The organism is Streptomyces sp. SCL15-4, assembly GCF_033366695.1.
Lineage (GTDB): Bacteria > Actinomycetota > Actinomycetes > Streptomycetales > Streptomycetaceae > Streptomyces.
In genome coordinates, this window is the sequence record NZ_JAOBTQ010000001.1 from 3263014 (window position 1) to 3278184 (window position 15171).

Here is a 15171-nt window from a genome sequence, read left to right on the forward strand (position 1 = left end):
GGTAGGACGATGTCGCCACACAACGCTTTATCTCATTCGGCCGTCGAAACGGCGGATAATCCCGAACCACCCGAAGGGCGGGCGGAGTCGGGACCGCCCGATCCGCCCGCGCCGCGCCTGGCCCGGGTCATCCTCATGGCCGCGCTGCTCAGCTTCCTGCTCATCACGATGCTCAACGTGCTCAGCGCGGGCCTCGGCACCGGCATGAACCTGGTGGCCCTGACCTGCCTGGCCGCCGTCTTCGCGCTGCAACTCAGACATTCGCGACCGGAAGCGCATCGGGCCCCCTGGCGGCGAAAAGCAGTCGCTCTGGGGGTCCAGGCACTTCTGACGTACCTTCCCATCCTCGTCTTCCGGGCCGAGTGGGGCGGTATGGCCGGGTTCCTCGCCGGCTCGCTGCTGCTCCTGCTGCCGCCGCGCCTGGCCTGGCCGCTGTACGCGGCGGTGGGCCTGTCGATGCTGCTGCCGCCGGCGCTGGAGGGCCGCACGGTGCTGGACAGCGTCTATCTGTGCCAGTCCACGCTGCTGACCGGCCTGATCGTGTTCGGCCTGAGCCGGCTGGCCGACCTGGTGCACGCGCTGCACGACACCCGGGGCCAGCTCGCGCGGATGGCCGTCACCAAGGAACGGCTGCGCTTCGCGCGGGACTTGCACGACCTGCTCGGCTACAGCCTCTCCGCCATCACCCTGAAGAGCGAACTCGTCCACCGCCTGGTCCCGACGCATCCGCAGCGGGCCCTAGCGGAGATCCGCGATGTGCTCGCCATATCCCGGCAGTCGCTGGCCGATGTCCGTACGGTCGCCAGCGGGCTGCGCGACATGTCCCTGGCGGAGGAGATCACCACCGCCGAGGGCCTGTTGACCGCCGCCGAGGTGGACATCCGCGTCACGCTGCGGCTGGGGACGATGAGCCAGCAGGTCAGCACCGTGCTCGCGGCCGTACTGCGCGAGGCGGTCACCAACCTGCTGCGGCACACCAAGGCCGACGTCTGCGTGATCGAGGCGGTGCAGGAGGAGGGCCGGGTGCGGCTGCGGGTGGAGAACAACGGCGTGGACCCCGACTACCGGGACCCGTCCGCGCACAGCGGCAGCGGCCTCGGCAACCTCGCCACCAGGATGCGCGAGATCTCCGGCGAGCTGACGGCCGACCGGGGACCGGACGACACCTTCCGGCTCGTCGCCGAGGCTCCGGCCTTTCCCGAACGACCCCGGTCCGGCGCCGACACCGCGGTGCCGATGACCCGAAAACCGGCCGCCTGAGCCGGAGAGGAGAACCGTCGGTGGCCATTCGCCTGCTGCTGGCAGAGGACATGAACATGGTGCGCGGCGCGCTGGTGGCGCTGCTCGACCTGGAGGACGACCTGGAGGTGGTCGCCGAACTGGAGCGCGGAGACGAGATCGTGGACGCCGCGCTCGCCTGCCGGCCCGATGTGGCGATCATCGACATCGACCTGCCCGGCATCGACGGCCTGACCGCGGCCGCCCGGCTCAGGGAGAAGCTGCCCGAGTGCCGGACCCTGATCCTCACCAGCCTCGGCCGGCCCGGCACGCTGCGCCGCGCGCTCAGCGCGCAGGTCAACGGCTACCTGCTCAAGGACGCCCCACCGCCGGAACTCGCCAACGCGGTACGCCGGGTGGCCGCCGGGCAACGGGTCATCGACCCGCAGCTCGCGCTGTCCGTCTGGGGCACCGCGGAGACCCCGCTGACGGAACGGGAGACGGAGGTGCTGCGGCTGGCCGCGGAGGGCCTGGAGGCCGGCGAGATCGCCGACCGACTGCATCTGGCACCCGGCACCGTGCGCAACTACCTCACCACGGTGGTGACGAAGCTCCTCGCCCGCAACCGGGTGGACGCGATCCGCATCGCCCGCGAGGCGGGCTGGCTGCCGTAAGGGACGGGAGCGGTACGCGTCTCCGGGCCTGCTGCCCTCGTGTACCGCCACCTCCTGACCACTCACGGCCCGGCAGTCCCCGACCGTTCACGGCGCCACCGTTTCCCGGACGCCGGCGGCGCCACGGCTCAGGGGTGATCACGGCGCCGCCGCACCACCCCCGAGGTTTCCTTCGGCGGAACTCCAAAGGATGCCTCCGGGGCGGCCGCGCCCGAAGGTGTCCTCCCCCAGGTCGCTCCCGAAGCCGTCCCCCAGGCCGCGCCCGAAGGTGCCTCCCACATCGCTCCCGAAGCCGTCCCCCAGGTCGCGCCCCAAGCCGCTCCCGAAGTCGCTCCGGAGGCCGCCTTCGACGGGGCTTCCGGGACTGCTGCCCCCGGGGCCGCCCTCGAGATCGCATCCGGGAAGGACGTAGGAGGGCATCCGATCGTCCTCCGCCTCGGCGGTCAGGCCCGCCGCGGCGAGGTAGTCCATGATCCGCTCGGCGACCCCGGCCGGCAGGGCGAGCGCGGCCGAGACCTGGTCGGGGGTGACCGGCCAGGCCAGCCGGCCCAGCACCCAGACGGCCTCGGGCCGATGGACGAGCACGCGGTAGGAGGAGCCGGGCGACTGCACGGTGACGCCGTCGCGTCCGACGGTGAGCGAGACCCCGCTGGGCAGCCGCACGGGTCGCCGGCCGGGCAGCTTCGCGAGGGCGAAGTGCGCGACCGGCGACACCGGTGTGGCCGACAACAGCGGGCCGGCTAAGTCGTCGATGCCCAGCGTACGGACGATCAGGTGGGAGAGCCGTTCCAGGTGGAGCAGCAGGCAGTACCAGACGTCCTGGCCCGCCGCGTCACCCGCCCCGGGTTCGAGGTTGGCCAGCAGGACCGGCCCCAGCTCCATGCGGCGCAGCGCCTCCTCGACCACCGGATGCGGCGCGGTGACCCGCTCGGTGCCCCAGCGACCGGTGAGCACCAGCTCGCCCTCGAGATCCCCGGGCCCGACCACCACATCCTCGGTGAGCGACCAGAGGTCGACAGTGGTCCCGCCGGCCTCGTCCGGCATGACAAACCTCCTCGTGGGCGCCTTTTCGCACGAACGCCCAGGTGCATTCACCGGGCACCTGATTGTGGGTCGGCACCGGGTGCGGCAGACACCTAGCCCGTCACAGCCTCCGCGTGAAGATTTCACGCGAGCGCGGCGCGGACGGAAGAACCGGTGCTCAGGGCACATCAGGAGCGGAGAGGGAACCGCCCGGACAAGGCACCGCACCCCCGGAACCGCGCCGCACCGCACCCGAAGAAGAAGCGCGCAGGCCCCCGCCCACCGGACAGAACGCGGACCCACCACGCCTCCGGCCACCGGCAGGGGCGCGCACCGACACCGCACCACGCGCCCCCGAGATCCCCGCTCCCCGGCCCACCCAACCCCTAGGGGACCTGCCCGGGACCGCTGGGGGATGGTCCCGATACCCCGGGCCCACCCCGGACCGCGACCGTAGAACCATGACCTCGACGCCCCCCGCGACCCGCCTCTCCCGACTGTGCTGCGTCCTCATCCCCCTCCTGCTGCTGTCGTACGGCGTGCTGCGCCTGATCGACGGCATGGACGGCACCCACGGCCCGGGGATGGCCTGGAACCTCGGCCACTTATGTTTCCTGGCCGCGTTCCTCCTGCTGGGAACCTTGGTGAGGGAGCTACGCGGCCTGGTCCCCGCGGCCGGCGCCCGGATGAGAACCGCCGCGGGTGCCGCCACGGTCGCCGGACTACTGGGCGCGGCCTGCTTCGTGTGGGTGATCCTGGGCGACCTGTTCCCCGCCCTGTCCGACAAGGCCCCCCTCCCCGCCCCTCTGCAACTGGCGGGCCCCCTGGCCTTCCAGCTCGGCCTGCTCACCCTCCTGATCATGCTGGTCACCACCCGCCCCAGGCAGCTCCCGGTCTGGAGCCCGGCCCTGGTGTTCCTCTTCTTCCTCCTGATCACCGTCAACCTCGACCTGATCCCCCTGGCCTCCCTCCTCCTCATGGCCGGCCTCACCCCCCTGACCCGCAGCCGCACACCCCACATGGCGCAGTAGGCACCCACACCGGCCCAAGAAGAACGACGACCACCCCAAACCCCCACCCCCCGACCGAACGCGCCCACCGAACGAGGAAGACCGGTTGAATCCGTGTAGCTCACGCCCGACACCTCGCTCCCACCGAGAAGCGGACCCGAGCGACGGCCGACGAGGCACGGCATTGCCATGGCCGTTGTGTACACATGGCACACCCGGCACCTTTGAGCGCATGACGCAACCACTCCCCATAGAGTCCATCCGCGATGTCCGGGCGCACCTCGCCGAGGTCGTGGAGCGAGCAGACCGGGACGACGTACCCACCGTGATCACCCGACGCGGCAAGCAGGTCGCCGCGGTGGTCTCCATCGAGGTGCCGCGCAAGTACCAGGAATGGGAAGAGCTCGAGATCAACCGGATCATCGACGAGCGTATGGCCGATCCGGCTGCCGGCATCCCGATCGAGGACATCATGAGGGAGACGCTGGCGCGCAGTGAGTGAGTACCGCGCTGTCTTCCGGCCCGAGGCTCAGGCCGAAGCAGCCAGGCGCCTTCGGTGCCGGCGAGATCGTCGCCCGGCTGAGTTCAGGGAAGGGCTCCAGGGCGAAGGCGGAGAAGCCGGAAGTCGGGGCGGCGGTCATCGGCGGGCTCCTGCGGCGGTGTGCAGTCGGGCGTGAGTGGTGGCGAGTATCCCGGCCCGCTGCCGGAGCACGGCGTACTGTCCGGTGGTGAGCCAGTCGGCTGCGGTGGGCTTTCCCGGCCACACCGCAAGGCGGCCGTCGTCCGGCTCGCCGAGGACGACCAGGGAGTCCGCAACCCGTACCATGCGGGCGTCACGGTAGACACAGTCGATCACCTCCAGCGGGTGCCGCAGCGCGGCCAGCGGGAACAGGCAGGGTTGGATTGGACGCCCGTCGGCGGCGTCCATAACTGCGGCCTACATCGCGCTCCGCAGTTCCTCATGTGTGGGAGCGCTGGCCGGCGTGCCGAGTCCGGCTTCGAGGTGATGGCCTGCTGTGCAGCACCCCGCCGGCGGTGGCGTAGGCACGGCGCCAGGTGCGGAAGCAGCCGGGATCGCGTCGCACGGCCGGCATCACATCCGCGCGTACGACGGCCGGAGGATGACGTGGGTGCTGGTCGCCGGACGGGAGGACTGGTGACGACCTCGGCCAGGCAGCGGCCGTTCTGAGTGAGGAGATCGGGATGGCCGTTGCACGCACGAGCGGCATGGACGCCGACGCCCAGTCCCGCCTCCGCGAGACATTCCTCGGCTCCGTTCACAAGAGCCTCGTCACCGATGGCTCGGCGGCGGTCGAATCCGGCCACTTCTGGAGTGCGGCGGCCGGTCCGCTCCTCGTCACCCTGAGCCCTGCGGCGTAAGGTCACCTCGCCGATCTCTGGCAAGTTCGGGCAAGTTCCTCGCCTCTCCGTGACGGTGCGGGCAAGCTCTGGCACAGCATTCGTTACCGGCACCGGAGGTGGTCATCATGGCCCTGATCAAGCTCGGTAAGGACCCAGAGAGCCCCAGCGGCGGTTCCCCCACCGTCTACCTCGACGACGAGAAGGACACCTATCTCGTGCAGGGGCGGAAGGTGGAGGACATCGAGCGGCTGAGGCAGATGGACATCCCCGGCCACGAGACGGTGGTGGAGGTCCCCCGGCGCATGGTGCAGTTCTTCCAGGAGGTGAAACAGGGTGACGAGTACCCGACGTTTGAGGAGCTGTTTCGTGACTGCCAGAGGACTGCCGTCCATCTGGAGATGCGCGATGCCTACATGAAGGCGGACCCGGCCTTCATCGACTGGAAGGCCGGTAAGACCTTCGATCCTGCCGAGCGCTGGGCCGACTGGCACGCGATCGTCACGGAGGCAACCGGACGAGGCGTGGAGGTCCGACGTGCCCGCATCGTCTCCACGCCCGTCAGCGAGTACATCCGCTTCGAGTACGACGTGACGGACGGGCTGAACATCGCGGCCGGCGAATCCGTGCGGTGGCTGTCGCGGCGGACCGCGACCGACCTCGCCCTTCCAGGCAATGACTTCTGGCTGTTCGACTCCTCGCTCGTCCTCGTCAACCACTTCGACGGCGAGGGCGAGACGCTCGAGCTGGAGCTGACGGAAGACCCGGAGGTGGCGAAGCTCTGCGAGTCGGCCTTCGAGGCCGTGTGGAAGCGGGCGACGCCACACGCCGAGTTCAAGTTGGCCTGACGGCCCGATCCGCACTTCCGCACATGACATCGCCCTCTTCGAGCGTCCAGGAAGCCCGCAAGGCGCTCGGGAAACGCCTCGCCGAGATCCGGGAAGGAGCCGGACTCACCAAGCGAGCGCTGGCCCAGGGGCTGGGCTGGCACGAGTCGAAGGCTTCGCGCTTCGAGAGAGGCACCCGTGCCCCCTCGGAGCGCGACCTTCGTGACTGGTGCAGGGCCTGCGGCGCGGAAGGCGAGGCGGAGGATCTCATCTCGACCGCCCGCGGCATCGAGGGCATGTATGTCCAGTGGCGCGACATGGAACGAGACGGTCTGGAGTTCGCGCAGAAGTCCGTTCTTCCGCTCTGGGAGCGCACCCAGCGATTCCGTATTTACTCGCCTTGGCTCATCCCAGGCCCTGTGCAGACGGCTTCCTATATCAACGCGCTGTTGACTTCCATTCGTGACCGCCGAGGACTCGTCGACGACGTGCCAGAGGCCGTCAAGGTGCGCGTGGAGAAACAGAAGATCGTTTACGGGCCTCACCAGTTCGCCATCCTTCTTGAGGAAAGCGCCCTGCGGTACCGCATCGGCGGCACCGACGTGTTGGCAGGCCAGCTCGGCTATCTCCTGAGCGCTACGGCGCTGCCCTCGGTGAGCATCGGCATCATCCCCCAGAACGCCGACCGCTCGGGCCTCTGGCCCGTCGAGGGCTTCTTCCTGTACGACGACGACACGGTGAACGTCGAGCTGGTGTCGGCTCACCTCACGATCGTGGCCAAGCACGAACTTGCCATGTATGCCAGAACGTTCAGCGACCTGTACGAACTTGCCGTCCACGGCCCGGCCGCACGTGAACTCATCACGGCAGCCATCGAATCTTTCGGGTGAACGTCTGGCAAGTATGGGCATACTTTCCGGGACCCGTCAGCGTAGGGCCAGACGCACGATCGCCTCCCGCTCAGCCGCCTGTCCCATTCCTACACCGGACGCGCGATCACCTTCGCGCCCCTGACCTCGACGGAGACTGCCGATGACCGAGGTTGACGGCAAAACGGCCCAGGCCGCGGGCGGTCGGAGGATCGCCGTACTCGGAGAAATGCTGGAGCTGGGCGACGAGGCGGTGGAGGCTCACCCCGAGGTCGGCCGCTTCGCGGCTGAGAGCGGAGTCGATCTCGTCGTAGCAGTCGGCGGAGACCTCGCCGAGCAGCTCGCCCTCGCGGCGGGCGCAGCAGGCGTACCCGAGGTGGCGATGGTGGGCGACAACAAGACCGCCGCTGCCTACCTCCACACCGTCATCAGGCCGGGCGACACCGTTCTCGTCAAGGCTTCGCGCGGCGGACAGCTCTGGCAGATCGCCCAGTCTCTCTCCGGCCAGACTGTCACAAACCTGTCCGGTCAGCCTGCGGACTGAGGCGGCCCGGCCGCGTCCTCGCTTCGGGGGGTGCCCTGGGCGTCAACCAACGTCGACACGTCCTCGTCGGTGACCGCGCGAGCGGGGTCGGCCGGATCGTCGACTCCACTGGCGCCCACCACGACTTCGACCACCTCGCCGATGGCCGCCTGGGAGATGCTCTCCGGTTCCTCCACGACGACCGGTTCCGCCGGCACGATCACCTCACTCGTCACCGGGTCGGCCAACGTGACTGCAATGACGAGCTAGTGCTCCCGCTTATCGAACATGGAACATGCGTGGCCCCAGGGCCTGCGGAGTCACCCAGCACGAATCCAGCACGGGACGGATGACAAGGGATGACGACAGGTGACGAGGTGTCAGCCATCCCAGCACCATCCCAGCACGGGAAAAACCAGGGGCCCGACCCCGAAGAGCCGGACCCCTTCCGACCTGCATGGTTACCAGATCAGTGAAGTAGTGGTACGTCACCCGCTACACATTGAACCGGAACTCCACCACATCCCCGTCCTGCATCACATAGTCCTTGCCCTCCATGCGGGCCTTGCCCTTGGAGCGGGCCTCGGTGACCGAGCCGGCTTCGACGAGGTCGGCGAAGGAGATGACCTCGGCCTTGATGAAGCCCTTCTGGAAGTCGGTGTGGATGACACCGGCCGCCTCGGGAGCCGTGGCGCCCTTCTTGATCGTCCAGGCGCGGGACTCCTTGGGGCCGGCCGTCAGGTACGTCTGCAGGCCGAGGGTGTCGAAGCCGACGCGGGCCAGCGTGGCGAGGCCGGGCTCGTCCTGGCCGACGGACTGCAGGAGTTCCAGGGCCTCCTCCTCGTCCAGCTCGGCGAGGTCCGCCTCCAGCTTGGCGTTGAGGAAGATCGCTTCGGCGGGGGCGACCAGGGCGCGCTGCTCGTTCTTGAAGTCCTCGTCCGTCAGCTCGTCCTCGTCGACGTTGAAGACGTAGAGGAACGGCTTGGTGGTGAGCAGGTGCAGGTCGTGCAGCAGCTCGGCGCGCTCGCTGCCCTGGACGATGCCGTGCGCGAAGAGCGTGTCGCCCTTCTCCAGGATCTCCTTGGCCTCCTCGACGGCCTTGACCTTGGGCGCGACGTCCTTCTTGATCCGCGACTCCTTCTGGAGGCGCGGCAGGACCTTCTCGATGGTCTGGAGGTCGGCGAGGATCAGCTCGGTGTTGATCGTCTCGATGTCGTCCTTCGGCGAGACCTTGCCGTCGACGTGCACGACGTTCTCGTCCTTGAAGGCACGGATCACCTGGCAGATCGCGTCCGACTCGCGGATGTTCGCCAGGAACTTGTTGCCCAGGCCCTCGCCCTCGGAGGCACCGCGCACGATGCCGGCGATGTCCACGAAGTCCACCGTGGCCGGGAGGATGCGCTCCGACTTGAAGATCGAGGCCAGCTGGGCGAGGCGGGCGTCGGGCACGCCGACCACGCCGACGTTCGGCTCGATCGTGGCGAACGGGTAGTTGGCCGCCAGCACGTCGTTCTTGGTCAGGGCGTTGAACAGGGTCGACTTGCCGACGTTGGGCAGGCCGACGATTCCGATCGTGAGCGACACGTTGCGACTTCCCGTAGTTGAGTGGGCCAGGGGCTGCCAGGGGCCAGAGACCGACACTGGCCGATCCACCAGTTTACGGCGTCCCGGCCGTCCGTCTCGCGAGAGTGCCGGACGCCCGGCCAAGCTCTCGCACCCGGCGTGTCTGAGGGCTGATTCAGCACATAAACAGACCTAGGTTGGTCCCTGTGGAGCAACACAGGCAGCGACCCCCGAACGACGGACCGCGACGCGGCATGCCGCCACAGCGCCCCAGAAGCGCCCGGCAGCCCCCGCCGTCGCAGGGTCCCCGGGCCGCGGACGCTCCCCTGGCTTCGTCCGTCCCGGAGCCCGCCCAGGCCCGGCCGCGCCCGGGCGGCGCCCGTGCAGGCGGCGGGGGCAGTGGGAGCGGAGGCAGTGGGAGCGGTAGGGGTGTGGCGGGTGCCGGTCGCGCCGGGCGGACCCGGGCGGCGGCGCCGAGCGGGTCCGCGGGACCCCGGCTGCCGAATCCCCGGCTCACCGGGCTCGGCAGCGGTCTGTTCTGCGCCGTCGCGATGTTCCTGCTCGGCTGCCTGGACCAGTTGCTGTTCGGCGCGTCGCCGACGGTCTACGGCGTGCTGTTCCTGCCCGTGTGCGCACTGACCGCGCTGTGGGTGCGCGGCGGGGACGTGCTGAGCGCGCCCGTGGTCGTGCCGATCGCGTTCGCGGTGGGGCTGCTGCCGGTCGCGGAGGGCGGCGGGGGTCTGCTCGGCCGGATGATGGGCCTGGTGACCGGGCTCGCCACCCAGGCCGGGTGGCTGTACGGGGGGACGCTGCTCGCCGCGGCGGTCGTGCTGGTCCGCCGGGTGCGGTGGGTGCGGGGCCGGCGGCGCCGCGGCGGCTGACGGCACGCGGGCGCCCGCGCCGACGGACGCCATCACTGTATGACCAGCAGCGGCAGCCGGCACCGGTACAGGCTCCCGCCCGAGCGGATGGATTGAGTCGGCTCACGACGGCGCGCCGGGCGCGCCGTCGCATGGGCCGCCCAGGCGGACCAAGCCGCCGAGAAGGGCCGTGCCGCCGGCCAGGGCCAAGACAGGCCCGTCAGGCCGGCGCAAGCCAAGTCAGCCAGCCGGCCAGCCAGCCGGACCCACCAGGCAGCGCAAGCCGGTAGGCCAGGCCGGCCCGCCCCCTCGGGCCCGCCGCCCCTCAGGCCGACCGCGCCGCTCTCATCGCCGCCCCCACGATCCCCGCGTTGTTCTGCAGCTGCGCGGGGACGATCTCGGCCTTGACGTCCTGGATGAGGTGCAGGAACTTGTCCGCCTTGCGGCTGACCCCGCCGCCGATGATGAACAGCTCCGGCGAGAACAGCATCTCCACGTGCCGCAGATACCGCTGGACACGGCGCGCCCACCGCTCCCAGCTGAGGTCGCCGTCCTCCTTGGCCTTGCTGGAGGCGCGCTTCTCGGCCTCGTGGCCGTTCAGCTCCAGGTGGCCCAGCTCCGTGTTCGGGAGCAGGACGCCGTCCACGAAGACGGCGCTGCCGATGCCCGTGCCGAAGGTGAGCAGGACGACCGTGCCGCGGCGGTCCCGGCCGGCGCCGAACTCCATCTCGGCGACGCCCGCCGCGTCCGCGTCGTTGACCACGGTCACCGGCAGTCCGCCGAGCCGCTCGCCGAACAACGCGCGCGCGTCCGTGTCGATCCAGCCGCTGTCCACGTTCGCGGCCGTACGGACCGTGGCGCCGCCGGTGACCACTCCGGGGAAGGTCAGGCCGACCGGCCCGGTCCAGCCGAAGTGGTCCACCACCTGCCTGACCCCGTCGGCGACCGCGTCGGGTGTCGCCGGGTGCGGGGTGAGCACCTTGTGGCGCTCCTGGGTGAGGTCGCCCCGGTCGAGATCCACTGGAGCGCCCTTGATCCCGGATCCGCCGATGTCCACGCCGAAGATCTGCATGGCTCCACGTTACGACGGACCACTGACGGTCACGCCGCGGGCGTACCGCTTCCGCCGCGCTCGGCCACCAGCGCCGCCGCCTCCTCGCGCAGGTCGCGGCGCAGCTCCTTGGGCAGCGAGAAGGTGATGGTCTCCTCGGCGGCCCGGACCAGCTCCACGTCGCCGTAACCGCGCTCGGCGAGCCACTCGAGGACCTGCTCGACCAGCACCTCGGGCACGGACGCGCCGGAGGTGACGCCGACGGTGGTCACGCCCTCCAGCCAGGACTCGTCGATCTCGTCGGCGAAGTCGACCAGGTGGGCGTCGCGGGCGCCGGCCAGCTTGGCGACCTCGACCAGCCGCTTGGAGTTGGAGGAGTTGCGCGAGCCGACGACGATGACCAGGTCGGCCTCGGCACCCATCTGCTTCACCGCGAGCTGGCGGTTCTGGGTGGCGTAGCAGATGTCGTCGCTGGGCGGGGAGACGAGGCCGGGGAACTTCGTCTTCAGGGCGTCGACGGTCTCCATGGTCTCGTCGACGGAGAGGGTGGTCTGGGAGAGCCAGACGACCTTCGACGGGTCGCGGACCTCGACCTTGGCGACGTCCTCGGGGCCGTCGACGAGCTGGATGTGGTCGGGGGCCTCGCCGGAGGTGCCGATGACCTCCTCGTGGCCCTCGTGTCCGATCAGGAGGATGTCGTAGTCCTCGCCGGCGTACCGGACGGCCTCCTTGTGGACCTTGGTGACGAGGGGGCAGGTGGCGTCGATGGTGGCGAGCCGGCCCTGGCGGGCCTCCTCGTGCACCACGGGCGCGACGCCGTGCGCCGAGAACATGACGATGTTGCCGGGCGGCACTTCCTCCGTGCGCTCCACGAAGACGGCGCCCTTCTTCTCCAGGGTCTGCACCACGTACTTGTTGTGGACGATCTCGTGCCGGACGTAGATCGGAGCCCCGTACTGTTCCAGGGCTTTCTCGACGGCGATCACGGCGCGGTCCACACCGGCGCAGTAGCCCCGGGGGGCGGCGAGCAGGACACGGCGGCCAGACGAAGCGGTCATGCGACCCATCGTAAGGCCGCGTCCGAAAGCGCAGAGATCGCTTCCCCACACTCCCCGGGGAAGACTCGTGTGTATGTGCACCACCGGAACCACGCCCTCCGGGGCCGGCGAGGAGCATCGTCTGCGGCGCAGCCTGGGCCTGCGCGACCTCGTGGTCTACGGGCTGCTGTTCATCGCCCCGATGGCGCCGGTCGGGGTGTTCGGCGCGCTGGACGCCAGGTCGCACGGCGCGGTGGCGCTGGTGTACGGCGTGGCGACGGTCGCCATGGGGTTCACCGCGTTCAGCTACGCGCAGATGGTGCGGGTCGTACCGCGGGCGGGATCGGTGTTCGCCTACGCGCGCGCGGGGCTCGGCGAGGGCGCCGGGTTCGTCGCCGGCTGGATGGCGGCGCTGGACTACGTCCTGATCCCCGCGGTGGCCTACCTCTTCTCCGGCATCGCGATGAACGCGCTGGTCCCGGAGGTGTCCCGGTGGGTGTGGACGGCGCTGGCGGTGGTGCTCACGACGCTGCTGAACCTGTGGGGCGTACGGGCCGCCGCGCGCGTGGGCTTCGCCGTACTGGTCCTGGAGATCGCGGTCCTGCTGGTGTTCGCGGTCTCGGCCGTGGTGGTGCTGGCGCGGGACGGTGCGGAGCGCGGGCTGCTGTCGCCGCTGACGGGAGACGGCACGCAGGGCGGGTTCGCGCCGGCCGCGGTGCTCGGCGCGGTGTCCGTGGCGGTCCTGTCCTATCTGGGTTTCGACGCGATCGCGACCTTCGCCGAGGAGGTCACCGGGGGGTCGGCGCGGGTGGCGCGGGCGCTGCTGTTCTGTCTGGCGCTGGCGGGCGTGCTGTTCGTGGCGCAGACGTATCTGGTGGCGCTGCTGGAGCCGGTGTCGTCGGCGCGGCTCGCACGCGATCCGGGGTCGCAGGGTTCGGCCTTCTACGACGCGGTGGACTCCGCGGCCGGTGCGTGGCTGCGCGATCTGGTGGCCGCGAGCAAGGCGGTCGGGGCGGCGTTCGCGGCGCTGGCGGGGCAGGCGGCGGCCGGGCGGCTGCTGTTCGCGATGGGCCGTGACCGGCGGCTGCCGCGCGGGCTGTCCCGGACGGACGGAGGCGTGCCGCGGGTCGCGCTGCTGTGCGCGGCGGTGGTCACGCTGGTGGCGGCGGGGTGGGCGGCGCGGCGGGACGACGGGCTGGACAAGCTGGTCTCGGTGGTCGACATCGGCGCGCTGTCCGCGTTCACGCTGCTGCACGCGAGCGTGGTGGGGTATTTCGTACGGCGCCGGGAGCGGCCGAGCTGGTGGCGGCATGTGCTGGTGCCGGTGGTGGGAGCGGGGATCACGGTGGCCGTCATCGTGGCGGCGTCCGGGGTGGCGCAGGTGGTGGGGGCGGTGTGGCTGGTGGTCGGTCTCGGGGTGCTGGCGGGGCAGCGGGGCCGGGTTTCCGGGTAGCTGAGCCGCGCGGGTACGAGGAGCGGCCCGAAGGGGCACCGGGACCTGCACGCGAGCGACCACGACGCACCGGCGCTCGCACCGGCACCCGCACCCGCACCCGCACCCGCACCCGCACCCGGCAGCGCGGACCCGTCCCCACGGCGCACGGCCGCCCGCTGTCGGTACCGGCCGTTACTCTCGACCGCATGGCTGTGAACACGTCCCCGGAGTCCCCCCTGCCCGTAGGCGAGGTGTCGCGGCTGATCGGGGGCTGGATCGACCGGCTCGGCGCGGTGTGGGTGGAAGGACAGATCACGCAGTTGTCGCGCCGCCCCGGCGCGGGTGTCGTGTTCCTCACGCTGCGCGACCCGTCGTACGACATCTCCGTCAGCGTGACCTGCTACCGCCAGGTCTTCGACACGGTCGCGGACATCGTCGGCGAGGGCGCCCGGGTCGTCGTCCTGGCGAAGCCGGAGTGGTACGCGCCGCGCGGCCAGCTGTCCCTGCGCGCCGCCGAGATAAGGCCCGTCGGCGTCGGTGAGCTGCTGGCGCGGCTGGAGCAGCTGAAGAAGTCGCTCGCGGCCGAGGGCCTGTTCGCGCCGGAGCGCAAGAAGCCGCTGCCGTTCCTGCCGCAGCTGATCGGGCTGGTGTGCGGCCGGGCCTCGGCCGCGGAGCGCGACGTGCTGGAGAACGCCCGGCACCGCTGGCCCGCCGTCCGTTTCGAGGTGCGCAACGTTCCCGTGCAGGGCGTGCACGCCGTCCCGCAGGTCGTCCAGGCGGTCAAGGAGCTGGACGCGTCGGACGAGGTGGACGTGATCATCGTGGCGCGCGGCGGTGGCAGCGTGGAGGATCTGCTGCCCTTCTCCGACGAGCAGCTGGTGCGCGCGGTGGCCGGGTGCCGTACGCCCGTGGTGTCCGCGATCGGGCACGAGCCGGACAATCCGCTGCTGGACCACGTCGCCGATCTGCGCGCCTCCACGCCGACGGACGCGGCCAAGAAGGTCGTACCCGACGTGGGCGAGGAGCTGGAGCGGGTGCGGATGCTGCGGGACCGGGCGCGGCGCTGCGCGGCCGCGTTCGTGGAGCGGGAGGAACGCGGTCTGGCGCACGCCCTGGCCAGGCCGGTGATACAGGATCCGCACCGGATGCTGGACGAGCGCGCCGACCACGTGCTCGCCCTGCTGGAGCGCGGCCGGCGGACCCTCGGGCATCTGCTGGACCGCGCGGATTCGGAGCTGGCGCACACGCACGCGCGCGTGGTGGCCCTCTCCCCCGCGGCGACGCTGCGGCGCGGTTACGCGGTGCTGCAACGGGCGGACGGGCACGTGGTGCGCGATCCGGCCGAGGTGACGGCGGGCGAGGCGCTGCGGGCCCGCGTCGCCGACGGTGAACTGACTGTGAAGGTGGACGGATGACGAGCAAGGCGGACGAGGCGCTCTCCTACGAGCAGGCCCGGGACGAGCTGATCGAGGTCGTACGGCGGCTGGAGGCGGGCGGTACGTCGCTGGAGGAGTCCCTGGCGCTGTGGGAGCGCGGCGAGGAGCTGGCCAAGGTGTGCCGGCGCTGGCTGGAGGGGGCGCGGGCCCGGCTGGACGCGGCGCTGGCCGAGGAGGAGGACGGGGCCGCGGGGGACGGCGAGTAGGCGCATGCGGGCCACCGGGGCTGTGAGGCGGCTCACCGCGCCCTCGTCTTAGTTGAACGTTAAACCTCACTGGCGTAGGG

General features: G+C 70.8%; 18 protein-coding genes. 12 read left to right on the forward strand and 6 right to left on the reverse strand.

The genetic code is table 11. The features are described from left to right. Nucleotides 1-135: 135 nt before the first annotated feature. Both SCK26_RS13890 and SCK26_RS13895 read left to right on the forward strand, forming a co-directional pair. Nucleotides 136-1260: a sensor histidine kinase gene (locus SCK26_RS13890; protein ID WP_318201627.1), complete on the forward strand. Its 1125-nt coding sequence runs from the start codon at nt 136-138 to the stop codon at nt 1258-1260. Nucleotides 1261-1280: 20 nt separating this feature from the next. Then, a complete protein-coding gene (locus SCK26_RS13895; protein WP_318201628.1) occupies nt 1281-1892 on the forward strand; it encodes a DNA-binding response regulator in 612 nt (203 codons plus the stop codon). Between the two features lie 138 nt (nt 1893-2030). Here SCK26_RS13895 and SCK26_RS13900 read toward each other — a convergent pair whose 3' ends face one another. Next, on the reverse strand, nt 2031-2936 hold the full coding sequence (locus SCK26_RS13900) for a hypothetical protein (RefSeq protein WP_318201629.1): 906 nt from the start codon (nt 2934-2936) through the stop codon (nt 2031-2033). A 440-nt stretch (nt 2937-3376) separates the two neighbouring features. Here SCK26_RS13900 and SCK26_RS13905 point away from each other — a divergent pair, with 440 nt between their 5' ends. Both SCK26_RS13905 and SCK26_RS13910 read left to right on the forward strand, forming a co-directional pair. Further along, complete coding sequence (locus SCK26_RS13905) at nt 3377-3946, forward strand: hypothetical protein (RefSeq protein ID WP_318201630.1); 570 nt, start codon at nt 3377-3379, stop codon at nt 3944-3946. Nucleotides 3947-4157: 211 nt separating this feature from the next. Continuing rightward, a complete protein-coding gene (locus tag SCK26_RS13910) occupies nt 4158-4427 on the forward strand; it encodes a type II toxin-antitoxin system Phd/YefM family antitoxin (RefSeq protein WP_318201631.1) in 270 nt (89 codons plus the stop codon). 135 nt (nt 4428-4562) lie between these two features. Here the strand turns inward: SCK26_RS13910 and SCK26_RS13915 are convergent, their stop codons facing one another. Next, complete coding sequence (locus tag SCK26_RS13915; protein WP_318201632.1) at nt 4563-4751, reverse strand: hypothetical protein; 189 nt, start codon at nt 4749-4751, stop codon at nt 4563-4565. A gap of 377 nt (nt 4752-5128) precedes the next feature. Between SCK26_RS13915 and SCK26_RS13920 the strand changes: the two genes are divergently transcribed. The 4 genes from SCK26_RS13920 to SCK26_RS13935 all read left to right on the forward strand — a co-directional run bounded on the left by SCK26_RS13920 (nt 5129) and on the right by SCK26_RS13935 (nt 7524). After that, on the forward strand, nt 5129-5305 hold the full coding sequence (locus SCK26_RS13920; protein ID WP_318201633.1) for a hypothetical protein: 177 nt from the start codon (nt 5129-5131) through the stop codon (nt 5303-5305). 284 nt (nt 5306-5589) lie between these two features. Continuing rightward, nucleotides 5590-6132 (forward strand): DUF6879 family protein, encoded by a 543-nt coding sequence (locus SCK26_RS13925; protein ID WP_412080848.1) that lies wholly within the window; start codon nt 5590-5592, stop codon nt 6130-6132. A 23-nt stretch (nt 6133-6155) separates the two neighbouring features. After that, nucleotides 6156-7001 (forward strand): helix-turn-helix transcriptional regulator, encoded by an 846-nt coding sequence (locus SCK26_RS13930; RefSeq protein ID WP_318201634.1) that lies wholly within the window; start codon nt 6156-6158, stop codon nt 6999-7001. Nucleotides 7002-7143: 142 nt separating this feature from the next. Continuing rightward, nucleotides 7144-7524: a glutamate ligase domain-containing protein gene (locus tag SCK26_RS13935; RefSeq protein WP_318201635.1), complete on the forward strand. Its 381-nt coding sequence runs from the start codon at nt 7144-7146 to the stop codon at nt 7522-7524. Here SCK26_RS13935 and SCK26_RS13940 read toward each other — a convergent pair. Next, a complete protein-coding gene (locus SCK26_RS13940; RefSeq protein ID WP_318201636.1) occupies nt 7509-7739 on the reverse strand; it encodes a hypothetical protein in 231 nt (76 codons plus the stop codon). The genes SCK26_RS13935 and SCK26_RS13940 overlap by 16 nt on opposite strands. Before the next feature lie 259 nt (nt 7740-7998). Beyond that, nucleotides 7999-9087, reverse strand: a complete 1089-nt coding sequence (gene ychF, locus SCK26_RS13945) for a redox-regulated ATPase YchF (protein ID WP_318201637.1) — start codon at nt 9085-9087, stop codon at nt 7999-8001. Between the two features lie 410 nt (nt 9088-9497). Between ychF and SCK26_RS13950 the strand changes: the two genes are divergently transcribed. Continuing rightward, a complete protein-coding gene (locus SCK26_RS13950) occupies nt 9498-9947 on the forward strand; it encodes a DUF6542 domain-containing protein (protein ID WP_412080737.1) in 450 nt (149 codons plus the stop codon). A 304-nt stretch (nt 9948-10251) separates the two neighbouring features. On the opposite strand, the gene ppgK is transcribed toward SCK26_RS13950, so the two are convergent. After that, nucleotides 10252-10998 (reverse strand): polyphosphate--glucose phosphotransferase, encoded by a 747-nt coding sequence (ppgK, locus tag SCK26_RS13955; RefSeq protein WP_318201639.1) that lies wholly within the window; start codon nt 10996-10998, stop codon nt 10252-10254. Nucleotides 10999-11027: 29 nt separating this feature from the next. Next, the gene (locus SCK26_RS13960; RefSeq protein WP_318201640.1) at nt 11028-12044 is read right to left on the reverse strand and encodes a 4-hydroxy-3-methylbut-2-enyl diphosphate reductase; all 1017 of its coding nucleotides are present in this window, start codon (nt 12042-12044) and stop codon (nt 11028-11030) included. A gap of 64 nt (nt 12045-12108) precedes the next feature. On the opposite strand from SCK26_RS13960, the gene SCK26_RS13965 reads away from it, so the two are divergent. The 3 genes from SCK26_RS13965 (at nt 12109) to SCK26_RS13975 (ending at nt 15091) form a co-directional block, all read left to right on the forward strand. Then, on the forward strand, nt 12109-13467 hold the full coding sequence (locus SCK26_RS13965; RefSeq protein WP_318201641.1) for an APC family permease: 1359 nt from the start codon (nt 12109-12111) through the stop codon (nt 13465-13467). A gap of 188 nt (nt 13468-13655) precedes the next feature. Beyond that, nucleotides 13656-14864 carry an exodeoxyribonuclease VII large subunit gene (gene xseA, locus SCK26_RS13970; protein ID WP_318201642.1) on the forward strand — a complete coding sequence of 403 codons (1209 nt, stop codon included), beginning with the start codon at nt 13656-13658 and terminating at the stop codon, nt 14862-14864. Beyond that, nucleotides 14861-15091 (forward strand): exodeoxyribonuclease VII small subunit, encoded by a 231-nt coding sequence (locus SCK26_RS13975; RefSeq protein ID WP_318201643.1) that lies wholly within the window; start codon nt 14861-14863, stop codon nt 15089-15091. The genes xseA and SCK26_RS13975 overlap by 4 nt, the downstream gene beginning before the upstream one ends. Nucleotides 15092-15171: the final 80 nt, after the last annotated feature.

Coding starts and splice junctions, on each gene's coding strand:
- SCK26_RS13960 (WP_318201640.1), bottom strand. CDS start 12,044: ATGGGTCGCATGACCGCTTCGTCTGGCCGCCGTGTCCTGCTCGCCGCC.
- xseA (WP_318201642.1), top strand. CDS start 13,656: ATGGCTGTGAACACGTCCCCGGAGTCCCCCCTGCCCGTAGGCGAGGTG.
- SCK26_RS13935 (WP_318201635.1), top strand. CDS start 7,144: ATGACCGAGGTTGACGGCAAAACGGCCCAGGCCGCGGGCGGTCGGAGG.
- SCK26_RS13965 (WP_318201641.1), top strand. CDS start 12,109: ATGTGCACCACCGGAACCACGCCCTCCGGGGCCGGCGAGGAGCATCGT.
- SCK26_RS13925 (WP_412080848.1), top strand. CDS start 5,590: ATGGTGCAGTTCTTCCAGGAGGTGAAACAGGGTGACGAGTACCCGACG.
- ppgK (WP_318201639.1), bottom strand. CDS start 10,998: ATGCAGATCTTCGGCGTGGACATCGGCGGATCCGGGATCAAGGGCGCT.
- SCK26_RS13930 (WP_318201634.1), top strand. CDS start 6,156: ATGACATCGCCCTCTTCGAGCGTCCAGGAAGCCCGCAAGGCGCTCGGG.
- SCK26_RS13920 (WP_318201633.1), top strand. CDS start 5,129: ATGGCCGTTGCACGCACGAGCGGCATGGACGCCGACGCCCAGTCCCGC.
- SCK26_RS13905 (WP_318201630.1), top strand. CDS start 3,377: ATGACCTCGACGCCCCCCGCGACCCGCCTCTCCCGACTGTGCTGCGTC.
- SCK26_RS13915 (WP_318201632.1), bottom strand. CDS start 4,751: ATGGTACGGGTTGCGGACTCCCTGGTCGTCCTCGGCGAGCCGGACGAC.
- SCK26_RS13975 (WP_318201643.1), top strand. CDS start 14,861: ATGACGAGCAAGGCGGACGAGGCGCTCTCCTACGAGCAGGCCCGGGAC.
- SCK26_RS13900 (WP_318201629.1), bottom strand. CDS start 2,936: ATGCCGGACGAGGCCGGCGGGACCACTGTCGACCTCTGGTCGCTCACC.
- SCK26_RS13890 (WP_318201627.1), top strand. CDS start 136: ATGGCCGCGCTGCTCAGCTTCCTGCTCATCACGATGCTCAACGTGCTC.
- SCK26_RS13910 (WP_318201631.1), top strand. CDS start 4,158: ATGACGCAACCACTCCCCATAGAGTCCATCCGCGATGTCCGGGCGCAC.